The organism is Clostridium cibarium (assembly GCF_014836335.1).
In the GTDB taxonomy this organism is placed as follows: Bacteria; Bacillota; Clostridia; order Clostridiales; family Clostridiaceae; genus Clostridium; species Clostridium cibarium.
In genome coordinates, this window is record NZ_JACSRA010000006.1 from 124092 (window position 1) to 148099 (window position 24008).

General features: G+C 30.7%; 20 protein-coding genes. 4 read left to right on the forward strand and 16 right to left on the reverse strand.

The genetic code is table 11. From position 1 onward, the window contains the following. Positions 1–26: 26 nt before the first annotated feature. The 7 genes from H9661_RS05430 to H9661_RS05460 form a co-directional block, all read right to left on the reverse strand. Positions 27–1703, reverse strand: a complete 1677-nt coding sequence (locus H9661_RS05430; protein ID WP_191767894.1) for a GH3 auxin-responsive promoter family protein — start codon at positions 1701–1703, stop codon at positions 27–29. A 76-nt stretch (positions 1704–1779) separates the two neighbouring features. Next, positions 1780–2700 carry a magnesium transporter CorA family protein gene (locus H9661_RS05435; protein ID WP_143316721.1) on the reverse strand — a complete coding sequence of 307 codons (921 nt, stop codon included), beginning with the start codon at positions 2698–2700 and terminating at the stop codon, positions 1780–1782. Positions 2701–2826: 126 nt separating this feature from the next. Further along, positions 2827–4434, reverse strand: coding sequence for an FG-GAP-like repeat-containing protein (locus tag H9661_RS05440; protein WP_191767895.1), 1608 nt, complete (start codon positions 4432–4434; stop codon positions 2827–2829). Between the two features lie 173 nt (positions 4435–4607). Then, a complete protein-coding gene (locus H9661_RS05445) occupies positions 4608–6236 on the reverse strand; it encodes a flavin monoamine oxidase family protein (RefSeq protein ID WP_143316796.1) in 1629 nt (542 codons plus the stop codon). 254 nt (positions 6237–6490) lie between these two features. Beyond that, the gene (gene fsa, locus H9661_RS05450) at positions 6491–7141 is read right to left on the reverse strand and encodes a fructose-6-phosphate aldolase (protein ID WP_143316719.1); all 651 of its coding nucleotides are present in this window, start codon (positions 7139–7141) and stop codon (positions 6491–6493) included. A gap of 43 nt (positions 7142–7184) precedes the next feature. Next, entirely contained in the window at positions 7185–8114 is a 930-nt protein-coding gene (locus tag H9661_RS05455; RefSeq protein ID WP_191767896.1) for a transketolase family protein, read from the reverse strand. A 13-nt stretch (positions 8115–8127) separates the two neighbouring features. After that, positions 8128–8940 carry a transketolase gene (locus tag H9661_RS05460; protein WP_143316717.1) on the reverse strand — a complete coding sequence of 271 codons (813 nt, stop codon included), beginning with the start codon at positions 8938–8940 and terminating at the stop codon, positions 8128–8130. A gap of 224 nt (positions 8941–9164) precedes the next feature. Here H9661_RS05460 and H9661_RS05465 point away from each other — a divergent pair, with 224 nt between their 5' ends. Next, on the forward strand, positions 9165–10142 hold the full coding sequence (locus tag H9661_RS05465; protein ID WP_191767897.1) for a sugar-binding transcriptional regulator: 978 nt from the start codon (positions 9165–9167) through the stop codon (positions 10140–10142). Between the two features lie 15 nt (positions 10143–10157). Next, positions 10158–10802, forward strand: coding sequence for a ribulose-phosphate 3-epimerase (rpe, locus tag H9661_RS05470; protein ID WP_191767898.1), 645 nt, complete (start codon positions 10158–10160; stop codon positions 10800–10802). Positions 10803–10848: 46 nt separating this feature from the next. Here the strand turns inward: rpe and H9661_RS05475 are convergent, their stop codons facing one another. The 7 genes from H9661_RS05475 to ulaG all read right to left on the reverse strand — a co-directional run bounded on the left by H9661_RS05475 (position 10849) and on the right by ulaG (position 17034). Continuing rightward, on the reverse strand, positions 10849–11703 hold the full coding sequence (locus H9661_RS05475; protein ID WP_143316714.1) for an L-ribulose-5-phosphate 3-epimerase: 855 nt from the start codon (positions 11701–11703) through the stop codon (positions 10849–10851). Positions 11704–11717: 14 nt separating this feature from the next. Next, positions 11718–12422 (reverse strand): L-ribulose-5-phosphate 4-epimerase, encoded by a 705-nt coding sequence (gene araD / locus H9661_RS05480; RefSeq protein ID WP_191767899.1) that lies wholly within the window; start codon positions 12420–12422, stop codon positions 11718–11720. A gap of 54 nt (positions 12423–12476) precedes the next feature. Beyond that, on the reverse strand, positions 12477–13505 hold the full coding sequence (locus H9661_RS05485) for a hypothetical protein (RefSeq protein WP_191767900.1): 1029 nt from the start codon (positions 13503–13505) through the stop codon (positions 12477–12479). A gap of 78 nt (positions 13506–13583) precedes the next feature. Next, positions 13584–13877, reverse strand: coding sequence for a PTS sugar transporter subunit IIB (locus tag H9661_RS05490; protein ID WP_143316711.1), 294 nt, complete (start codon positions 13875–13877; stop codon positions 13584–13586). Between the two features lie 27 nt (positions 13878–13904). Further along, positions 13905–15362, reverse strand: coding sequence for a PTS ascorbate transporter subunit IIC (locus H9661_RS05495; RefSeq protein WP_143316710.1), 1458 nt, complete (start codon positions 15360–15362; stop codon positions 13905–13907). Positions 15363–15498: 136 nt separating this feature from the next. Beyond that, positions 15499–15933 (reverse strand): PTS sugar transporter subunit IIA, encoded by a 435-nt coding sequence (locus tag H9661_RS05500; RefSeq protein ID WP_143316709.1) that lies wholly within the window; start codon positions 15931–15933, stop codon positions 15499–15501. Between the two features lie 36 nt (positions 15934–15969). Continuing rightward, positions 15970–17034 carry an L-ascorbate 6-phosphate lactonase gene (gene ulaG, locus H9661_RS05505; RefSeq protein ID WP_143316708.1) on the reverse strand — a complete coding sequence of 355 codons (1065 nt, stop codon included), beginning with the start codon at positions 17032–17034 and terminating at the stop codon, positions 15970–15972. A gap of 362 nt (positions 17035–17396) precedes the next feature. On the opposite strand from ulaG, the gene H9661_RS05510 reads away from it, so the two are divergent. After that, positions 17397–18188 (forward strand): DeoR/GlpR family DNA-binding transcription regulator, encoded by a 792-nt coding sequence (locus tag H9661_RS05510; protein WP_143316707.1) that lies wholly within the window; start codon positions 17397–17399, stop codon positions 18186–18188. A 76-nt stretch (positions 18189–18264) separates the two neighbouring features. Here H9661_RS05510 and H9661_RS05515 read toward each other — a convergent pair whose 3' ends face one another. Continuing rightward, on the reverse strand, positions 18265–20745 hold the full coding sequence (locus H9661_RS05515) for a CoA-disulfide reductase (protein WP_191767901.1): 2481 nt from the start codon (positions 20743–20745) through the stop codon (positions 18265–18267). Between the two features lie 289 nt (positions 20746–21034). On the opposite strand from H9661_RS05515, the gene H9661_RS05520 reads away from it, so the two are divergent. Next, positions 21035–22381, forward strand: a complete 1347-nt coding sequence (locus tag H9661_RS05520; RefSeq protein WP_243240343.1) for a jacalin-like lectin — start codon at positions 21035–21037, stop codon at positions 22379–22381. Positions 22382–22435: 54 nt separating this feature from the next. Here the strand turns inward: H9661_RS05520 and H9661_RS05525 are convergent, their stop codons facing one another. Then, entirely contained in the window at positions 22436–24007 is a 1572-nt protein-coding gene (locus H9661_RS05525) for an ABC transporter permease/substrate-binding protein (RefSeq protein WP_191767902.1), read from the reverse strand. Position 24008 lies beyond the last annotated feature (1 nt).

Genomic DNA, 24008 nt, shown 5'->3' on the forward strand with positions numbered 1-24008 from the left:
AAAATCTAATATGAAACACTTTATTTTTAAATATGGTTTTCACTTAAAATCTTTAACAGATACTCCTTATTGGTTACTACCCTTGGAATTTTAATTTGATTTTTAGATATACCTTTACTAATTAGAGATTCTTTCATTAATTTAAAAGTATTTGGTTTTAAAAGCATTATTTTCACAATCCCTAATCGTTTATTATTCCTTGCTCTATCATAAGCTAAATTTGAAGCTCTGATTTCTTTATCCAATACTTCTTGTAATAATCTTTTCTTAGAATCCGATATTATATCTTTTAATTCAAAATAAAAAATATATCTTCCAGGAGTTATTGAATTATCTGGCTTTGTAGTATAATCTACCAAACTTAAGTTCATTTTTTTTACAGTATTCCTTATTGCATTTGTTATATGTTCCTCATTAGTCTTTTCAGCCACCATATTTAGCACTTGATTTTTCCTATATAAAAATTCAATTTCAGGAGAATTATTATAAAACCCAATTACCTTTACAACGTCCCCAATTCTATATCTATAAAGACCAGCATAATTCGTAACTAAAATTTCATATTTTTCTTCCTTTTTTACTTCATTTAAGCATAAAGTTTCAATTTGTTTTTTCTCACATTCATTAAGTGGAATAAATTCATAAAAGGCTGTATCTGGTAAAATTACATATCTAATTTTATCAGAATAAGGATTAATTCCTATCATAGCTTCTGTTGCACCATAAGCAGGAGAATATATAGGTAATGAATCCGTATAATAGTTCACCTTATCATCATATATGCTGAAATTTGCTCCTGTTACTGTAGTAATATAAGTAAGACTTGGCCATATTCTTTTGCTTATCCCTTTAAATCCCTTATTAAATTCTTCTTCTAACTTATCTGCTCTACTAGCATTTGATGATAAATATTTATTTATCTTTTTTCTAGTAAATTCATCCAAATTTAATTTTTTATTTATATAACCTCTTCTTATATCTTTGACTAAATCTTCATGTTTTTCTTCTAAAATTCTAAATAAATCTAAAACATTTGAAATAAAAACTCCGCTTATATATAAAAGTTTAACTTCCTCCAATGCAAATAGAAGATGTAGATATATTGAATCCTCTTTATCTTTTATTTCCATAACTTCTACAGGAGAAGTATATAAATAAGGTAATATTTCACTTATTCCATTCATTCCTCCAGAAGTAGCCGAACAAATTGGAATTCCTCCCTTACTATAAGTGGTCATTACCATATCTGATATCATTAATCCTTTTCCATAATTCCAACTTTCTTTAAAATTGTTATATGAAAATCTAGTAATAAGCAACGCCATATACTTTGCAGCTACTAATCTACTTTTCTTAGTGCATGGAATTAACTTTTGTTTTCCTGTAGTTCCTGATGTATGTCCAAAGTACTTTACATCATCACAAATTAAAATATTCTTTTCACCTTTTGCCATTCGTTCTATATAATTATCATAATCTTCATATTGGCTTAATGGAACTTTCTTCTTAAAATGCTCTACAGAATTAATATGATCAAAATCATATTTTAGTCCTATCTCACTCTTAGCATTCATTTTTAATATTTTTTTCAAAACATGCTCATTTACTCTAAGAGGATCCTTTGTTTTTTTATTAAAGCTTTTTTCCAACAGGCCACCTGCAAATATAGTAGTTCTGTAAAGCATTTTGCTTATCATACTCATAACACATACTTCCGAAAAATTTCTCTTTAATTAAATATATGATAAAATTTATTATAATACCCCGTTATTTATACAACTAAAACCACTTTTTCTTTTTAAAGCAAATAATACATCCCAAAACTATAAGAATGCTTATAAATATCACTATTGGATAGCTATATTCATATTCATATTCAGGCATTTTTAAATTCATTCCATACCATCCAGCAATTAATGTAAGAGGTAAGAATATAGTAGTAATAACAGTAAATACTTTCATTAAATTATTTTGATTTATATCTACTTGAGCTTGATATGCTTCTCTTACTTGACTCACATAATCTCTTAAATTAATCACTGAACCATATAATCTATTAATTCTATTTGTAAGCATTTTAAAAGATTTAATAGTCTTTTGATCAATTAATCCATTTTCATTTTCTTCTACACCTTCAGCTATATTATAAAATTGTTCATAATATCTCTTGAGTATTAAAAGTTTTTTTCTTAACATCATTATTTCTTTAAAGCACTCATTGTCAACAGAATTTATTAATCCTTCTTCTAGTTCAGAAATTTCTTCCTCAATATTCTCTAGATCATATGTATCTTCCACTGTAAGTTTATCAAAAAAAATATCAAGAACTTTTGATATGCTTGTAATCTTTTGATTACCATCAAATATGTATCCGATATAATCAGTTATAATTTTTTCATTATCACAAATAAATGCTAATATGTTATTATTCAAATAAACACATATTCTATATGGATCCCTTAGTGGATCGCTTATATGTGGAACCATTAAAGAAATAAAATCAAACCCAAAATTACTTTCAAATTTTGATGTTATTCCATTAACACATTGCAAGGCTATTTCTTTATCTATTCCTATTTTCTCTCTAATGTTCTCTAACTCATTAAAACTACAAATAAAAACATACTTTTTATTTTTTTCGCAAGTTATACTATCAATACTATCTTTTTGCAAAATATTATCTTTTAAACAATACACCATATATATCACCTAGTTTTTTCTATATTTTTATTGAATACTAACATATTTTATTTTATAAAACAATATAAAGATATATAAAAAAACAGAACTTAATTAACTCCTTAAGTTCTGTCCTTTTTAATTAAACTAACTTGTATACTGAGGTGATCCATATCCTGCAATTCTAGAATCACCAAAACTATATGTTCTTCTTGCCACTTGATCAGAAGTATTTCCTTCTATTGTTTGTACATAACTATCTGAAACTGATTCAACGATACCTACATGGTTAATTGCTCCACTATAATAAAAATAGATAATATCTCCTGGCTTTGGAGTATAGCTACCTCTATAATTCCATAATCCTCTATTCATGAACCAATTTGCTCCAGTCTGGCAAAGAGCATGTTTTGGTATAATATCAGTTGATATTCCTGCTTGATTAGCACACCAACTAACAAACATAGCGCACCAAGGTTGATTTTGCATTGGATACCAAGCTCCATACTTAGTCCAGTTATTCCCTATTTCATGATATCCTATTTCATTTCTTGCAACATTAAGCAACTTTTCCACATCTGCTTTGCTACTTGGAGAACTTGTACTATTTGATAAGAATATATGAACTCTACTCTCGCTATTTCCATAATCATATATAGTTGCTATATCTTCTCCCCCAGTACCATTAAAATTACCTGCTACCATTCTCCCTGCTACTCTTTTTGCATCATAACCTGTCTCATGCCACCATCCATATGCACTTGGATAACTAAATGAGCTTCCTGTTGATAAAAACATATGTATTCTACTTTCTCCACTGCCATAGTCATACATTCCTGCTATATCATCTTTTCCATCTCCGTTGAAATCTCCAGCTACCATTCTATCTGTTATTTTATTTGCATCATAACCTGTCTCATTCCACCATCCATACGCACTTGGATAGCTAAATGAACTTCCTGTTGATAAAAACATATGTATTCTACTTTCTCCGTTGCCATAGTCATACATTCCTGCTATATCGTCTTTTCCATCTCCATTAAAGTCTCCAGCTACCATTCTTCCTGTTATCTTGTTTGCATCATAGCCGGTCTCATTCCACCATCCATATGCACTTTGATAACTAAATGAACTTCCTGTTGACAAAAATACATGTATCCTACTTTCTCCATTACCGTAGTCATACATTCCTGCTATATCGTCTTTTCCATCTCCATTAAAATCTCCAGCTACCATTCTTCCTGTTATCTTGTTTGCATCATAGCCGGTCTCATTCCACCACCCATACGCACTTGGATAGCTAAATGAGCTTCCTGTTGACAAAAACACATGTATCCTACTTTCTCCGTTGCCATAGTCATACATTCCTGCTATATCGTCTTTTCCATCTCCATTAAAATCTCCAGCTACCATTCTTCCTTTCAATTTTCCTGCATCATAGCCTGTCTCACTCCACCATCCATATCCACTTGGATAACTAAATGAGCTTCCTGTTGACAAAAACACATGTATCCTACTTTCTCCGTTGCCGTAGTCATACATTGCTGCCACATCTTCTTTTCCATCTCCATTAAAATCTCCACTAACTGTTCTCTCAGCTATTTTATTAGCATCATAGCCTGTCTCATTCCACCACCCATACGCACTTGGATAAGTAAATCCATCATTTGTATCAGCTTTTACTTCTTTGCCAGTTAGGAAAAACAGTAAAAATAATGGCATTACTGCTAATACTCTTTTTAATGTAATTTTCATAATCGCTTTCTCCTCCTTATTTCTTACTTTTTTTTACAATATACCATTATTATAATAACATATTTCTCCTGGGTTTTTAACTAATATATTCATATTATTACAATATATATCTAAAAGTCCCATTAAAAAACTGAATTTGAAATTAATCAAATTCAGTTTTTAATATGTGATATTTACTTAATAACTTTACAATACTCCACTAAGGAATTTGCAGCTTTCATCCCACTATTTAATGCTCCTTGCATCCAACCATGGGTTAAAGATGTATGTTCACCTGCGAAATATACTCTATTATTATATTCTGGTGTTGACATTGAATAGGAAAATTCAGCTTGTTGCTCAGGCATGAAATAACAAAATGCACCATAAAATCCTTCTTCCTCATTCCAGTGTACAGTTTTATAATTTTCCACTACATAATCAAGATATCCCCTCTTAAGTCCGTGAACTGCCTCAACTTGTCTCTTTATTTCCTCAGTACGTATTCTATCCTCTAGGTTTCCCAAACGTATAGCATCCTGTTCAAGATTATATGATGCCAATAATACTCCTGGTTCCTTGTATGAATTATAATTATCACTATTTATTACACTATGATAACCCGGATACCAAATAGTTCCGATAGATAGATCTGTGTATGTTCCTCCTCCTATTATTTTCTCCTTGGCATTACCTTTTTCCCAAAAACGTTCACTACACATAAAAGCTGTCTTCTGTGAAGATACATATTTTACTTCTTTAATAGCTTGCATTTTTTTATTGCTAAACATAGGATATACTCTTACATTACGAAGACTTGAAAAAGGAATCGTACAAATAACAAAATCAAACTCCTCTAAAGAAATTTCTGAAGTTATTTGATTCCTATACTCAAGAATGATTTTATCATTATTTTTATAAATTCCAGTAACTGCTTTACCGTTTTTCCACGTTACATTTCCTAAATTGCTTTCTTCTATATTCTGATAATCTTTAGGTCTTTTAGATATGAGTGAATAATAAAAAGCAAGAGGCAAATTAACTGAGCCTCCTACTAGCTCGTATCTAAATGCAGAATCTACCGTGTAATCTTCCTGGAGATTTTCATAGTAACTATTATAATAAAATGATCCCAAAAATGGAGCTACACATGAAATTAATTCAATAGCACCTTCACTTAAACCCATTTCTTCGAAAACTCTACGTACTCCAAAACTCCCTAAATACTTAATCATGGGAGAATACTCCTCTTTTACTTGTAATATTTCTCTTCTCACCATTGGGTTAAGTTTTAAAAGATTAGTTCCTAATGCATACTCTATAAGTTCTTGCCATGAAGTACCTCTTTCCCATGTATTTAATTCAAATTCCGGATAAATATTTTCCATTACACTTATACCCTTGGAGTCATTTCTAGCTCGTCTATTTCTTACATATATAATTGCATTTTCATTGTTTTGAATAAAAGGTCTAGTTTTTAATTTAAAAAGATTAATATAGTGCCAAATAGTTTCATGGGATACAGGTATTCGCATAGCTCCAACTTCACCATAATATCTTTTTTCTCTATCAAAATAATAGGTATAAACCCTGCCTCCTATACGCTCTTTTTGCATTTCAAAAATAGTCATGTCAAAGCCTAGTTTTCTCAATTCGAAAGCAGAACAAAGGCCAGCAAGACCCCCTCCAATTATTCCAACTTTTACTCCCTTAAACTCTCCTGGAACTCCAATTGTTGTAATGTCCATTGGTGGACTTAAAAGTTCTATTATACTATCAAAATCTTCAATATGCTTTGCTTCTTTTAATGCAACTTGTAACATTTCATGCCTTTCAAAATTTGTAGGATTATTTGGTTGAGTATACCTAACACTCCTATACAAATAGCTTCAACCCCTTTTGACAATAAAATCATCAACTCAATATAATATTATATTCTTGGAATGATACTAAATTCATAATAAATAATCATATCTGTAAAATGTAAGTGCTACTGCAAAATATAAATCTAACTTATATTTCACAGTAGCACTTAATTGTTATTAATTTATATATAAAAATACATTTGTCTAGCTAATTAATTATTACCAAAAGCCTTATCATAATCTTCTAAGAATTTTTGAATTCCTTGGTCTGTTAATGTATGTTTAGTCATCTGAATTATAACACTATATGGAATTGTTGCAATATGTGATCCTGCCATTGCAACATCTAGTACATGCATTGGATTTCTTACACTTGCTGATATTATTTCACTCTTAATATCATGTACTTCAAAAATCTTTACAATTTGCTTTATTATATCTATCCCTGGATTCCCTATATCATCTAATCTTCCTAAAAATGGACTTACATATGTAGCTCCAGCTCTTGCTGCTAGTAATGCTTGAAGTGGTGAAAAAATCAAAGTTACATTTGTTTTTATTCCTTCTTTTGATAGCACACTTACTGCCTTTAATCCTTCTTCACACATTGGTATTTTGATTACTATGTTCTTATGTAATTTAACTAATTCCCTTGCTTCTATTATCATTTTTTCTGATTCTAAGCTGATAACTTCAGCACTTATTGGTCCATCTACTATTGAGCAAATTTCTTCAACTACTTCTTTTAAATCTCTTCCTTCTTTAGCTATTAATGATGGATTTGTTGTAACCCCAGCTAATACTCCTAATTTGCTAGCTTCTCTAATTTCTTCAACATTGGCAGTATCAATAAATATTTTCATTTTAATCACTCCTCGTTTTAATCTATATTTCTAAATTAACTTTCTATTTTGTTATGGTTTCTTTTACTACTCTAACTATTTCATCATCTGTTAATTTGTATTTCTCCATTAACTCATCTGGTGTTCCTGATTCACCAAAAACATCATTAATACCTATCTTCTTTACTATTGTTGGATGCTTGTCACACACTAAACTAGAAACCATAGCTCCAAGTCCACCTATTATAGAATGCTCTTCTGCAGTTACTATAGCCTTGGTTTCTCTAGCAGCTTTTAAAATTATTTCCTCATCTATTGGTTTAATTGTTGAAATATTTATTACTCTTGCACTTATATTTTCTTTTTCTAATTTTTCTGCTGCCTTGATAGCTTTTTGAACCATCATACCTGTAGCTATTATTGCTACATCATTTCCTGATTTAATTTCTACACCTTTGCCAATTTCAAATTTATAGTTATCATCGAATATGTCTTCTGTATTACATCTTCCAAATCTTAAATATACAGGACCTTTTATTTCAGCTGCTGCATGAACAGCTGCCATTGCTTCTCTATGATCTGATGGAACTATTACTGTCATATTTGGTAATGCACTCATTAAAGCAATATCTTCAATTGATTGATGTGAACCACCATCTTCACCTACAGTTATGCCCGCATGAGTCACTGCAATTTTTACATTCATCTTTGGATAACATATTGAATTTCTTATAACTTCAAAAGCTCTTCCTGTTGCAAACACTGCAAATGTACTTACAAATGGTATCTTCCCAACGTTAGCAAGTCCAGCAGCTACTCCCATCATATTTTGCTCAGCTATTCCTATATTAAAAAATCTATCATCAAATTTTGATTTAAAGCCATTAGTTTTTGTAGACTTTGAAAGATCTGCATCTAAAACTACAACATCCTCATTGCTTTCTCCTAATTGTACTAACGCCATTCCATATGACTCTCTTGTTGCTTTTCCCATATTAACTTTCCTCCTATCCGCAAATCTCTGTTATTGCTTTTTCTTTTTGTTCTAAGTTAGGTGCTTGTCCATGCCATCCAGCCTGATTTTCCATGAAACTTACCCCTTTTCCTTTTATAGTCTTAGCAATAATCACTACAGGAGTATTATTTGCCTTATCTGCTTCTTCAAAAGCCTTATCAAGTTCTTCATAATCATGACCATCACATTTTATTACTTTCCATCCAAAGCTTTTCCACTTTTCATCTAATGGACTAATGCTCATAACTTCTTCATTTTTCCCATCTATTTGTAGTCCATTATAGTCAACTATAGCCACTAGATTATCTAATTTATAATGAGCTGCACACATTGCTGCTTCCCATACTAACCCCTCTTGAAGTTCTCCATCGCCTAATAGAACATAAACCTTTGAATCTTTATTTTCTAACTTTAATCCTAATGCCATTCCAACAGCATTTGAAATCCCTTGCCCTAGTGATCCAGTAGATACATCTACACCTGGAATATTCTTAGCATCTGGATGTCCTTGAAGTAAAGCTCCTATCTTCCTTAATTTCATTAACTCATCCTTACAAAAGAAACCTTTTTCTGCTAAAGTAGCATAAAGTGCAGGAGCTGCATGACCCTTGCTTAATACAAATCTATCTCTACCATCTTTATGAGGTTCGTTTACATAAACCTTCATCCTTTCAAAATATAAATATGTAATAATATCTGTACATGATAGAGCTCCACCTGGATGTCCTGATTTAGCCTCATATATCATTTCAATAATATTCTTTCTTATTTCTTTTGACTTATTAAACAGAACTTCTTTATCCATTCCTTTAACCTCCTACTTTCTGAGAATAAATTTAAACGTTTTTCTATCTTGTCTAAATAGTAACATATGTTTTTTGTTCATTCAACATATTCTCAACTAATGCACATATGTGCATTATTCTTTTCGATTTTATTCATTTTCATTGATATAACTTCATAAATTTTATATAATTAGATGAACATTTATTCATATAATTAAAATTTACTCAAATATAGGTGATAATAATGAAAGATTATGATAATTTAAATGAAAACGAAAAATTATTTCTCTTATCTGAGGTTGCTAGTTTATATTACAATCACAATATGACTCAGTCAGAAATTGCAAATAGAATCTTCACCTCTCGTTCTAAGATTTCAAGACTTCTAAAAGAAGCAAAAGATAAAGGTGTAGTTCAAATTAAAATTAATGAACCATGGGAAAGAGATATTGATTTAGAAGATCAGATTACAAATATGTTTAATTTAAAAGATATTCGTGTCCTTAATACTAAAAACTCTTCTAGTAACGAAATTCTTTCTAAACTCGGAAGACTTGGAGCATACTACTTAGAAAATATTATAGATAAAGATACTATACTAGGAGTATCTTGGGGTAAAACTATTTTTAACACTATAAATTTCTTAAACAATAATAAAAATATTCCACTAACAGTTGTTCAAATTATGGGGGCTGCTTCTAAAAACAATCCTGAAATAGATGCAATAGATTTAACTAGAAGAATTGCCCAAACTTATGGCGGAAAATATCACTATTTGTATGCCCCTCTTTATGTTGAAGATATAACTTCTAAAGAAACCCTAATTAAAGATCCAATAATAGCTGATACATTAAACTTAGCTAAACACTCAAATATTGTACTTACCGGACTTGGCACTGTTGATAATGAATCAGAGACCACCTTATGGCGCGGCTATCTAAATAGCTATACTAGACATCATCTTCAATCAAAAGGTGCTGTAGGTCATATATGTGCACATTTTATTGACATAAACGGAAACAAGATTGATCTAGATATTGATAAAAAATTAATTGGTCTTGAACTAGATGATTTGAAAAATATTGAAAATGTAATATGTATAGCTAGTGGAGAAAATAAATCTAAAGCGCTTTTAGGAGCTTTAAGGGGTGGTTATATAAAAACTTTAATAACTGATGATAAAACAATACATAAACTACTTCAATATCAAAATAATTATTAAAAAGGAGTTTTAACTATGAAAAAAATTTTACCTTCTGTTCTCTCAGCTGATTTTTTAAATCTAGGTTCTCAAATACAAGAACTTGAAAACAATAATATAGAAACTATTCATATAGATATAATGGACGGCCAATTTGTTCCTAATATTTCTTTTGGTTTTCCCATTTTGCAAGCAATAAGATCTTCAACTAAACTAACTTTAGATGTACACCTTATGATTAATAATCCATCTAATTTTATTAAAGAATTTGTAGATTATGGAGCAGATATTATTACAGTACATTATGAGGGGAATCACCACTTACATAGATTAATACAACAGATAAAATCTTATAACATTAAAGCAGGTATCGCAATAAATCCAGCTACCCCAATAAGTTCACTTAAACATATAATTCATGATGTTGATTTAGTTCTAATTATGAGCGTTAATCCTGGATTTGGTGGACAATCATTTATTCCATTTACTTTAGATAAAATTAATGAACTTAAATCACTTAAAGAAGACTTAAATTTATCTTTTAATATCAGTGTAGATGGTGGTGTGAAATCTTCAAATTATAAAGATATTTTAAACGCTGGAGCAGATTTATTGGTTGTTGGCTCTGACCTATTTAAAAATAATGATATTAGTAATAATATAAAAGCATTCAGCAAATAAAAAAATGACTGTAGATAACTTACTTTTCTACAGTCATTTTTTAATATTATTTCACATCCTTCAAAGATTCATAAAAATGCTTGTCCATAAATTTTCTTGCTTTAATTATTTCTTCTCTCCAATTATCGTTTCCAACATACCAAAACTCTGCAACATATTTTCTTACCCCAATTAACCATGCGGTTTTAATTATTTCTTCAAAATCCACATGCCCAGTTCCAAAAGGGATTTCTCTAAACTTTCCTGGAACAGTTTCTTTTAAATGCATTGCACTAATATGTCCTTCACCTTTTTTAATATCATCAGTAACACTTGTATTATATAAAAGTGAAGCATTTTTCATATTTCCACAATCAGGATAAACTTGAAGATAAGGAGATTTTATTGAATTAACATAATTCATTGCTTTTTCTACAGTATTCATAAATTCTGTTTCCATAGTTTCAAAGGCTAAAATCACTCCTTTTTTACCTGCAATTTTAACACATTCAGCTAAATTTCTTTTAAATAATTCTCTAGTTTCTCCTGTTGATTCTTCATAATACACATCATATCCTGCTATCTGAATTATTCTTACTCCTAAATCACAAGCTAAGTCGATTGCCTTTTCCATTATTTCAAGTCCACGATTTCTAACATTTTCATCACTACTACCTAAAGGATATTTTCTATGTCCACTAAGACACATAGTTCTTATAGGAAGACTAGTTTCCATCATCGCCTTAACAATTTCAAGCCTTTCTTCTTTTGACATATCTAACCTACTAAGTTTCTCATCTGTTTCATCTACACTTATTTCAAGAAAATCAAAACCTGATTCTTTAGCGCATGATAATTTTTCTTTCCAAGTTAACTGGTTAGGCATTGATTTTTCATAAAGTCCTAACATATAATCCTTCATATTAATTACCTACCTTACCCTTCAATATTTTTTTGTCCATAATATGCGTTTGGTCCATGTTTTCTCATAAAGTGCTTATCTAATAAACTCTTAGGCATTGAATTCACTGAGGAATTTGTAATTATTTCCGTATTAAAAGCCATCATTGCTACTTCTTCTAATACAACCGCATTATGAACTGCATCAAAAGCATCTTTTCCCCATGTGAAAGGCCCATGATTTTTCACTAATACTGCTGGCATTTGATTGGGATTCAATCCTTTAAAAGTTTCACTAATTACAACTCCAGTATTATATTCATAATTATTTTCTATTTCCACTTTAGTCATATCTCTAGTGCAAGGAATCTGTCCATAGAAGTAGTCAGCTTGAGTAGTACCATAAGCACTTATTCCCTTTCCTGCCTGAGCAAAAATTGTTGCCCACCTAGAATGTGTATGCACTACTCCTCCTATATTTCTAAAATCTTTATATAATTTTACGTGAGTTGGTGTATCTGATGAAGGATTTAATTTTCCTTCAACCACTTTACCTTCAAGATCTACAACCACCATATCATCAGCAGTCATATCGTCATACTCAACACCTGAAGGCTTAATGACAATAAGTCCAGATTCTCTATCAATTGCTGAAACATTTCCCCAAGTAAATGTTATCAATTTATATTTTGGAAGAAGCTTATTTGCTTCATATACTTTTTTCTTTAAATCTTCTAACATATTATTCACTCCACTCTATAAATCTCTAAACTATTTGTTTTAAAAAGTTTAATTTTATTCTCTTGTTATTGTATACACTGCTGCTTTATTATCAGTATGATTAGCTGATACTATCAAATCACAATCCTCTAAATTTATTATGGCAACATTGGCTGGACCAACACCTTTTTCAATAATTGTCTCTTGGCATTTTCCATCAACCCACTGTATATAAAACAACTCCGCCTCTTTGCGTCTTACACCACCAACAAAACTTGGAATGCCACAAAGTGTTGTTCCTACTAATGTATGAGCAAAATCTATTTCATATGGATAAGAATAAATTTCAGTATATTTCCCATCTATAAGTTTATAAATCTTTATTGAATTTCCATGGAATGGTTCAATGGTCATCAATTCATCTTTACCATCATTATCTAAATCACACCAAGCAACTTCACTAACTTGTCCATCCATCAGATGCTTAACTTCCCATTCACTATCTTTGTGAGGAATAACTTCAAATACTCCTTGATCACATCCAAAAGTTCCACATGGTTTACCATCAACCATATGACGAGTATATCCATGATTTTTAAACAATCCATCCTTAAGAACCTTAAGTTCCAATCCATCAGTTGGCACTTGTGATAACTTAGCATAATATATTGTTCCTGAATGGCTCCAGTCATCTTTTGAAGCTTTTTCATCAGCTATAGTTGCACATACAACATAAATTTCTCCATCAACATCCCACACATCAAAACGATGTAAATATGGTAACTTTGCAACTGTCTCAGTTACCCATTCTCCATCTACTAAATGTCCCCATACTAAGCGAGCACTACTTGGAGTTTCCTTTAAATAAAAATCACGAACAGCTAAAAATTCATTCTTTCGATTAGGAATTGGAATAATTGACATACATCCTCCACCATTATCCCAAACTGTATGTCGATGATTAAAATCTTTTCCACTATACGAATAGCAAGGATGTCCTTTTTCTTCAGATGCTACTAACAATTGTAATTGACCATCGATTTCTATTGAACTTGCTGCATATGCGCGGAACATTTCATCCAAATGTTTTTTTACTATTTTCATATATCCATTCACCTCATTAAATTTGTAGGATTTATTAAAATACATATATATTTCAATAAATCCTACAAAGTATCTTCTCTATTTTTTATCAACTATATTTTCAGCTATTTTTTGTTCAATTTCTTGTTCAGATAAAAGATTTTTAAGTCCAATAATTATTGTTCCTGATTTTTCTGCTTGGGCAAAATTATTTTTTAATGCTTCCGAACAAAATACCACATCGTAGCTAGATGCCTGAGTTTTTGCTTCTCCAACACTAGTATGATGAATTTGAACATCTATTTTTAACTTTTTGAATACCTTTTCAATTTTCATTTTAATTATTTGACTTGAACCCATTCCATTTCCACAAGCTGCAATTACCTTTAACATAACTAATCCCTCCTACATTTATTAATATTAATTTTCTTTAACCATATCATTTGCATATGCTTCATAATCTTCAGTAACTGTAAAGTAATGTTTTTTATTTTTTCTATATTGAAGTTGTGGTATAGCAAGCATTGCTAAAATAGCTGCAGCAACCCCAAAATATCCACCATATTTCATAAATACTCCAATTACTGGCCATACTGTATCCCAGTCAAAGTTTCCATGCCATCCACCAAATTGTGCTGTTTGGAAGAAGTATGCTGCAAATGCTCCTCCCGCAACTTGGATCATTCCTGATATGAATGGAATAATCATAGCTGCCTTTAGTCCACCTCTTTTATTTGCGAACACTGCAAAAGTTGCATTATCGAAGAACACTGGTACGAATCCAGTGATTATTAATACTGGGCTTTTGAATACAACAAGACCTAATATTATAAGTAGTTGCCCTAATGCTCCAAATATGAATCCAATTGTTATAGCATTAGCATGACCAAATCCATATACTGCTGCACAATCAACTGCTGGAACTGAACCTGGTAATATTTTATTAGAAATACCTTGGAATGATACAGTAAGTTCTGAAACGAACATTCTTACACCAAGCTGTAATATGCTTAAGTAAACTGCAAAGTTTAAAGATTTTTCCATTATGTAGAATCCAAAATTTCTATTTGCTGCAAATCCTTTATCTATTTCATGCATCAAATCTGTTCCTAGTATACCCATTATTACACCAAAGAAAACCATCATTAAAATACCTGTTGCTACAACGTTATCATTAAAGATTGAAAGAAATCCTGGAAGTTTTAAATCTTCTATTTTCTTTCCTTTATTCCCAAACTTTTTAGCAACTTTATCTGTTAACCAAACACCAAACATTTGTTGATGTCCAATTGCAAATCCACCGCCTTCAGTTAATTCTTGAGTTGCTTCAACTGTAAGGTTAGAAGAAATTGACCAATAAGTTCCAAGTAATAAACCTAATAATATTACTGCTTTCATATCTGGAATACCAGGGAAACAGAACAATACCATCCATAAAGCTGTAGAAGATTGTTGAACCATTATATGACCTGTTATAAATACAGTACGAACTTTAGTCCATTTTCTAAGTAGCACTAAGATAATGTTAAATATAAATGCTATAAGTAAAACTATCATCATAAGCGAAAATGATCTTCCTGCTTTTTCTATAGCAGTTTGTGCTGCCGTTTGACCAAAGTACGGGTCTATTACTGCTGCTGTTAAGTTGAACCTATCTTTAAGTCCTGCTAATATTGGTCTAAAGTTACTAACTAATCCTCCCGCTGCAACATTTAATATTAAATAACCAACTGTAGCTTTAATAAAACCTGCTATAGCATCATATATTGGCTTACCTAACAATAAATATCCAATTAATACTATAAATCCTATGAAAAATGCCGGTTGAGTAAGAATATTTGTCTGGAAAAAGTTCCAGCCCATTAATATTATATCCATGTTCACACCCTCCAATTTTTTAATTTTCTGATTATTTAAATAATGATATATTATGTGCTTTCAAAATTAACATCTGATACTATGCTACTACTTAATCTTTGAAAGCACATTTTTCCTTAATTAACGCTCTTTTATTTTAAACTAAGTCTTTAATATCATCATAACAATGTGATTCCAACAATCTTTTAACAATATTTTCATCTTCAATAAATTCAACTAATTGCATAAGATTTTTCATATGCTTTTCATTATCTGTTGAAGCTAATACAAAAAACAGTTGTGCATCATGTTCTGGATCATCGCTAAAATGAACTGGTTTATCTGTTTTCATAAAGCAAATTGCTGTATCATTAACACCTTTTCCTTCTTGTGCATGTGGTATACAGATATTTGGTGCTATAACAATATATGGCCCATGCTTTTTAACTGAATTAATAATTTCATCAACATACTCTGGTAAAGCTACCCCTTCCTCAATAAGAGGTTCTACTGCTGCTTTAACAGCATCTTCCCAATTATCAAATCCCTCATGAAAGGAATATCTTTTTTTCTCCAATAATTCTTTGAACAAAATCCTCACCTCCAAAAATAATAGGGTATCCTTTTATTATAGTAATGATCTAAATGGTAGATCTGGTTCTATTGCAAATGCATCATGGAATCCTCTATCATGATGATATTCCATATTATCTTTATCATTTGGATAAACAAACTTTCCTCCAACTTCCCAAATGAATGGTTTGAATTGATATTTTAGTCTATCCCTTTTCATATTCCACAATACAATTATTTCTTTTGGATCTGCCATGAAGTTTGTCCAAATATCATGATGAAATGGAATAACTACTTTTGTATTTAAACATTCAGCCATTCTTAACATATCTACAGAAGTCATTTTATCTGTCATTCCCCTTGGATTCTCTCCATATGAACCTAACGCAACATCTATTTTATGTTCATTCCCATGCTTTGCGTAATAATTTGAATAGTGAGAATCTCCACTATGATACAAATTTCCACCTGGAGTCTTTATAAGATAATTTACAGCTAGCTTGTCCATATCTTGTGGCATTCTATCCTTTAGAGTAACTCCTTGTGGTGCTGTAACAAGTTCTGTTCTATCAAAAGAATCAAGTGCTACTATTTCTGTATCCTTAATTTTTATAACATCACCTGGTTTCACAGCAATACACCTTTCAGCTGGAACTCCCCATTTTTTCCAAAGCTCAACACAAGCTTCTGGTCCTATAAATTTTACATCTGAAGAGCAATTTTGCATTACCGCAGCTGCAACATTTGCATCAATATGATCACTATGATCATGAGTTGCTAAAATAGCATCTACTTCTTTAATTGCAAAAGGATCAATTACACAAACTGAATTTCTTAAATTTGGCTGCATCGCTTTACAACCAATCATTCTTTGATGTTGATGTTGAGATTTCATTAGCGGATTCGCCTTTGTTTTCTTTCCACTATTAACCCATAAGTCTATACAAAAATTTGCATTTCCTTCAGATTTAACCCATATACCTGTACATCCTAACCACCACATTGCAAATGTACCTGGTTTAACCACTTCTTGTTCTATTTCTTCATTAAGCCATGTTCCCCATTCTGGAAATGTACTTAATATCCATGATTCTCTAGTAATTTCATTAATTTTTCCCATATTAAATTCCTCCTTAAAACTCAGTTGCTTTGTTTAATGTTTATTTAAACAACTCATTCAGCGAACGAATCGTTCATAAAATTAATTGTTATCGTTTTCTTTATGTTAATAATAACTTATTCCTGAACATTAATCAATAGTTTTTTATCAAAAAGCTCACTTTTTTCATAAAAAAGTTCATAAAATGAACATAAAAAGCCTTTTTAAGTTCATTGTTCTTTTAGTTAATCATTTTTCCGAGTCTTTTGATTGATTTTTTCCATATATATATATAATATAAATAAAGAGACATTTTTAATGATAAATCACTGAAAATCAATTAATAAGTTTATCTTAAAAGTTAGGAGGATTTGTGAATAATTATGAAAAACAGTAATAGTTTGGTATCTAAAAGACAACAACTCATACTACAATATTTAAAAGATAATGAAACAGTGAAAATAGATGACCTTTCAAAAAAATTAGGAGTTTCTCCAATAACTATACGAAGAGATTTACAACTATTTGAACAAAATGGAATAGTTGAAAAGTTTTATGGAGGTGCAAAACTTATATCAAAAGAATTAGATGATGATCCTTCATTCAATCATTCTACTGAAGAATATTTATCACTTAAACATTCAATAGCTAAGCGTGCAGCTGAATTAATAGAAGATGGTGATATAATATTCATAAACTCTAGTTCTACAGCTCTTCTAATACTTGAATATTTAGAAGATAAACATGTTACTGTAGTCACTAATAATGGGAAAGCACTTCAAATATCAACTAGTCCCAATATTGATTTAATTCTAACTGGAGGTGAAGTTAGCAGAAAAAAACTTTGCATGGTTGGAGATTATGCTGCGCAACTGATATCTAAAATTTCCGCAGATAAATGTTTTCTTGGAGTTAGTGGCATAAGTGCTAACTTAGGAATTAGCACTTGTGTACTTCAAGAAACAACTATTAATTCAATGATGTTAAAAAAATGTACTGGTTCAACAATAATTTTGGCTGACAACTCAAAAGTAGGTAAAAATCACAACTTTCTAGTTGGTGAAATTAATAGAATATCTTATTTAGTTACTGATTCAAATGCTGACGAAAAAGAAATTAAACAAATAAAGGATAAAGGAATAAAAGTATTAACCGTAAATGCTTCAAGTGAATAGAATAACTTAATACACAAAAAATACCGTATTGCCTAAAAATACGGTATTTTTATAAATAAAAATTTACTTTTTAATATTAAATAAATAAGTTTAATCCTGAATCTTCAGTAGATCCTAAATATGAAGCAACTCCACCAATTTCAACTCCATCAATAAATTCTTCTTCCTTAATTCCCATAAGTTCCATACTCATAGCACATGCAACAACTTTAACTCCCATTTTAATAGCATTTTCTATTAATGTTTCTAAGTCATCAACATTATGCTTTTTCATTATTTGTTTTATCATAGCAGATCCCATTCCCATCATATTCATTTGAGATAATGGCAACTTACCAGGATGTGATGGTAACATCATATCAAACATCTTTTCCATGGAATCTTTGTTAACCTTTGGCTTATTTTTGCTTTTCAATATATTAAGACCCCAAAAAGTGAAGAACATAGTTACTTCTTTTCCCATAGAAGCAGCTCCTGTAGCAATTATAAATGAAGCTATAGCTTTATCTAAATCGCCGCTAAATACAACTAAGGTTGCACCATTTTTTTCAGCTGCTACTACTGCATTACCAGTTTCTTTTTTATTTGTTCCCTTTTGTACATAAGCTACAAAAGCTTTTTCATTCTTATTAAATTCTGATTTTAATAAGGAATTATTAGTTTTCTCACACCATGATTTAATATCCTTGCTGAAACCAGGGTCACTAGCCTTAACTTCAAGAACTTCTCCATCTTCCATTTTATTTATTTCTTCAAAAACTCTCCTTATTGGCCCCGGACATTGAAGTCCACAAGCATTTAAACTTACCTTTGCATTTATCTCTGTTATATCTAAATCCTCTAAATCCATAACTGCTACCTCTTCATTTAGTTTTTTATTTTTTATCTGCTGATTTCCTATACTTTCTTCAGCTCTTTTTACATAGGAGTATGTTTTTATACCTCCATCCACATTAATAGCATTTATTCCATGTTGCTTCAATATTTGTGAAGCAACATATCCTCTTAAACCAACTTGACACGTAACATAAATATTTTTATCTTTTGGTATTTGATCTAACCTATCTCGAAGTTTTCCAAGAGGAATATGCATGGAGTTATCAATTTTCCCTGTAACAAGCTCAAATTCTTCTCTCACATCTAATATTATTGATTTTTCTTTATCAATTTTATCTACCTCATGCCACTGAATTGTCTCTACAAGACCTTCCATTATATTCGAAGCATAATATCCTAACATATTTACTGGATCTTTTGCTGAATTATATGGTGGTGCATAGCACACTTCAATATCTTGTAAATCATAAACATTAAGATTACCTTTTATTGCTGTAGCTATTATATCTATTCGCTTTTCAACTCCATCCATGCCTACCCCTTGGGCTCCAAATATATTCCCAGTCTTAGGATCAAATATCATTTTTAATGCTATAGGAAAAGAGCCTGGGTAATATCCTGCATGTGATCCTGGGTGAATATGAATAGTTTTATAATTAATTCCTAGTCTTTTTAGAGTTTTTTCATTGTTTCCAGTTGTAGCTACAGTATAATCAAATACTTTTGAAACTGATGAACCAAGAGTACCTTTATACTCAGAATTTCTTCCACAAATATTATCTGCAACTATTCTTCCTTGTCTGTTTGCAGGCCAAGCTAATGGAATCATTGTAGGTTTTTTGTTTACAAAATCCATAACTTCTACAGCATCACCTAATGCATAAATATTTTCATCAGATGTCTTCATATATTTATCAATTACAATAGCACCTCTATCATTTAACTTTAAATTAGCTTCCTTAGCTATTGTAGTTTCAGGCCTTACTCCTATAGACAATACAATCATATCTGCACTTATTTCTTTACCACTATTTAATACCACTTTTCTACCTTTATTTTTAAATACTTTTACTCCATCTTTTAAAATTAGCTCTACATTTTTGTCTATTAAATGCTCATGAATTATACTTACCATCTCTATATCTAAAGGAGCCATAACTTGTTCACTAGCTTCTACTAGAGTAACATCTATCCCTCTTTCATAGAGATTTTCAGCCATTTCAAGACCTATGAATCCTCCACCTATAACAACTGCATTTTTAGGTTTATGATTATCGACATAATCTTTTATCTTATCTGTATCTGGAATATTTCTAAGTGTAAATAAATTATCACATTCATCAATACCTGAAATTCCTGGTCTTATTGGACTTGCACCTGGTGATAGAACTAGCACATCATAATTTTCTTCATAAATATCTCCTGTTTTATAATTTTTTACAGTAACTTTTTTATTTTCTTTATCTATATTGATAACTTCACTTAGATTTCTTATATCTAAATTAAATTTCCCACTCATTTCTTCTACTGTCTGAACAATTAAATTATCTCTTTCCTTAATTGTCTCTCCTATATAATACGGAAGACCACAATTAGCAAAAGATATATATTCACCCTTTTCAAACATAATTATTTCTGCATTTTCATCTAATCTTCTAAGTCTTGCTGCAGTTGATGCTCCTCCTGCAACTCCACCTACTATAATAATTCTTTTAGCCATAGTAACTCTCCTTATTATTAAAACTTATATAATTAGCTTTTTAACAATCTTTTTCTTCTTTTATTTTAGTTTAACCCATATATCTCTTTTCATCTGTGACTTTATCACATAGATAATAAGATAACTTTTTTAACTTTATTTTAAGATAAATTTACTACCATTTAACGATAAATTATCCAATATTGTATAGACTTAACTAAATAGATACTGTACTATTGTTTTATATTTCCAAATTTTAATACATATATGGATTAATATTGGATCAAAAATAATTTGAGGAGGAATTATAATGAATTTATTACGTAAAACAAAATTCACATCAATGCTAACAGCTGCAATTCTGGCTGTTACATTTATACTACCTATAACAAAAATAACTGCACAAACTTATGAATCGGATAAAACATTTAAAGTTCTATCTCTAAATGTAGCTGGGTTGCCAGCGATGCTTTCTAGCAGTAATCCAAGTGCAAATACTCGTTTAATGAGTCCACTATTAAATAACTATGATCTCGTTAGTGTTCAAGAAGATTTTGCTTATCATAATGATTTAACATCAAAGATTACACTTCCTTACTTAACCCCTACAAGTGGTAATGTCCCAACGGGTGATGGGATGAACTTTATGTCTCGCTTCCCTCTTTATGAAACAACACGCTATAAGTGGAAAGACTCTTATGGGGTTATAACACATGGTGCAGATCAAATGACACCAAAAGGAATCTTATATTCTTCTATGGAAATTGAACCTGGTTACTTTGTTGATATTTATGATATTCACGCAGATGCTGACACTGATGAAGGTTCTCTTAAGGCTAGACGTTCAAACATGGAACAACTTGCTTCCCTTATAAACGAACGTTCAACTGGAAAAGCTGTTATTGTTATAGGTGACACTAACTCACGTTATACAAGAGCTGGTGATAACTTTGAGGATGCTGTTGTTAAAAAATGTGGATTAACAGATGCATGGATTCAACTCATTAGAAATGGTACCGTACCTCAAGATGGTGATGCTTTGATGGACACAGCTCACAGAAATGGCCCAAACAATGAGGTGGTTGATAAAATATTCTACAGAAGTGGTAAAAATGTTAACTTAACTGCTACAAGCTATGCACTTCTTGAAAAAGAATTTACTGATGCCAGTGGTAATCAACTTTCTGACCATTACCCTATTACTACAACATTTAAATACTCACTTAATAAAGAAATTCAAATGAGTGAAACCTTCGGCGGAGCAGGTGGTACTGGATTTAGCTTTAGTGAAAAGATGAATAATAGTATGCCAACTAAAATTGCTATTAGAAGTGGATCACGTCTTGATTCCATAGCTTTTACCTACAATAACACTGTAGCTCAAGCTGGTGGAACAGGTGGTACTTATAAAGAACTTGTTCTAGGTAAAAATGAATATATAACATCAATGGAACTTTCTAAAGCTCAAAAAAGCACTTTCGGAACAAATAGAATTTCCTATATTAAGCTAACTACCAATTTAGGACATGTATTAGAAGGTGGCACCAAGGATGAAGTTAAAACTTTTACAGCTCCAAAAGGATATGCTATTGCTGGAGTATATGGCTTTGCTGATGATGAAGTTGATAGGCTTGGTGCAATTTATAAAACATTATAATTAAAAAGCCCCTTTTTGTAGGGGCCTTTTTCTATATTATAAACAAACCTTCAATTAAATCAATCCATGTTCTTTTAAAAATTCCTGTGCTACAACATCTGGCTCCATTTGAAGTTCATCAACTTTGTAATTTAACTCCCTCATAACATCATTAGTTAAAGTATCCCCTAATTCCTCAATCAACGGTTGAATTTCAGGGTGTTTTTCTAAAATTTCTTCTCTAATTATTGGTGTGGCATAATATGGAGGAAAAAATTTCTTATCATCATCTAATGAAACTAAATTAAATTTTTTAAGAAGTCCATCAGTAGAAAATGCATCTACAATATCAACCTCTTTATTTAATAGTGCCGTATAACGTGGGGATCCATCTAGACCGATAGTATCTTTAAAATTCAGATTATAGGTTTTAGAAATACCAGGTAGTCCATCAGCTCTATTTAAAAATTCTAAAGTAGTTCCAACTTTCAAATTACTAGTAATATTAGATAGATCACTTATATTTTTTAAGTTGTACTTTTCAGCTGTTTCTTTTGTAACACTTAAAGTATACGTATTATTAAATCCCATTTGCTTTAAAGTCTCAATATTATATTTATTTTTCAAGTCATCTTTTGCAACGTTATATACTTTATCAACATCACTAATAGGTTCATACTTCAATACATCTCCATAAATAGTTCCGCTATAATCAACATACATATCTATGTCTCCTGACTTCATAGCTCCAAAACAAACTTGTGTTCCACCTAAATTTATTTTTCTATTAACTTTAATATCAGTTTTATTTTCAATAACATCAGCTATCATATTAGAAATAATATGTTGTTCAGTGAAATCTTTGCTTCCTATTGTTATAACTTTACTGCTTTCAACTCTATTTGCTAAAGATGTAAAAATAAATATCCCTAAAACTGCCATTGCAGATATAGCTAAGATGCTTTTGCTTCTCCTTTTTTGCTTTTTTAATCTTGCAAAATCTGTATTATTCACTTTTTGTAAACTAATTGGAGTTACAAGTTTTTCAACAAGTGATGCTAAAAAATCTACAAATAGTGCAAGAATACATGCAGGTATAGCACCAGCTAGAATTTGATTTGTATTTACAGTTCTTATACCTGAAAATACTAAATACCCTAATCCTCCAGCTCCAATAAATGCTGACATGGTCATTAACCCTACAGCTGTAACAGCTGAAATACGAACACCAGCCATTATAACCGGTAACGCTAAAGGAATTTGAATCTTCGTAAGAACTTGAAACTTTGTAAGACCAATTCCTTTTGCTGCTTCAATAGTTTGTTCATTAATACTATCTATCCCTGTATAAGTATTTTTAATAATTGGTAACAATGAATATAAAACAACGGTGACAATTGCAGGAAGCGTACCTATTCCTAAAAATGGTATAGCAAATCCTAATAATGCCATGCTAGGAATTGCCTGAACTACATTAGCTGCTCCAAGTATAGGCTTGTTTAATTTTTTTATATAACATATAAATATTCCTAGTGGAACACCAATTAAAATAGCTATTGCAACTGAAATAAAAGTAAGCTGAATATGCTCGATAGTAAGTGAAAATATTTGCGACTTATTTTCAAAAAAATATTCAAAGAAATTCATA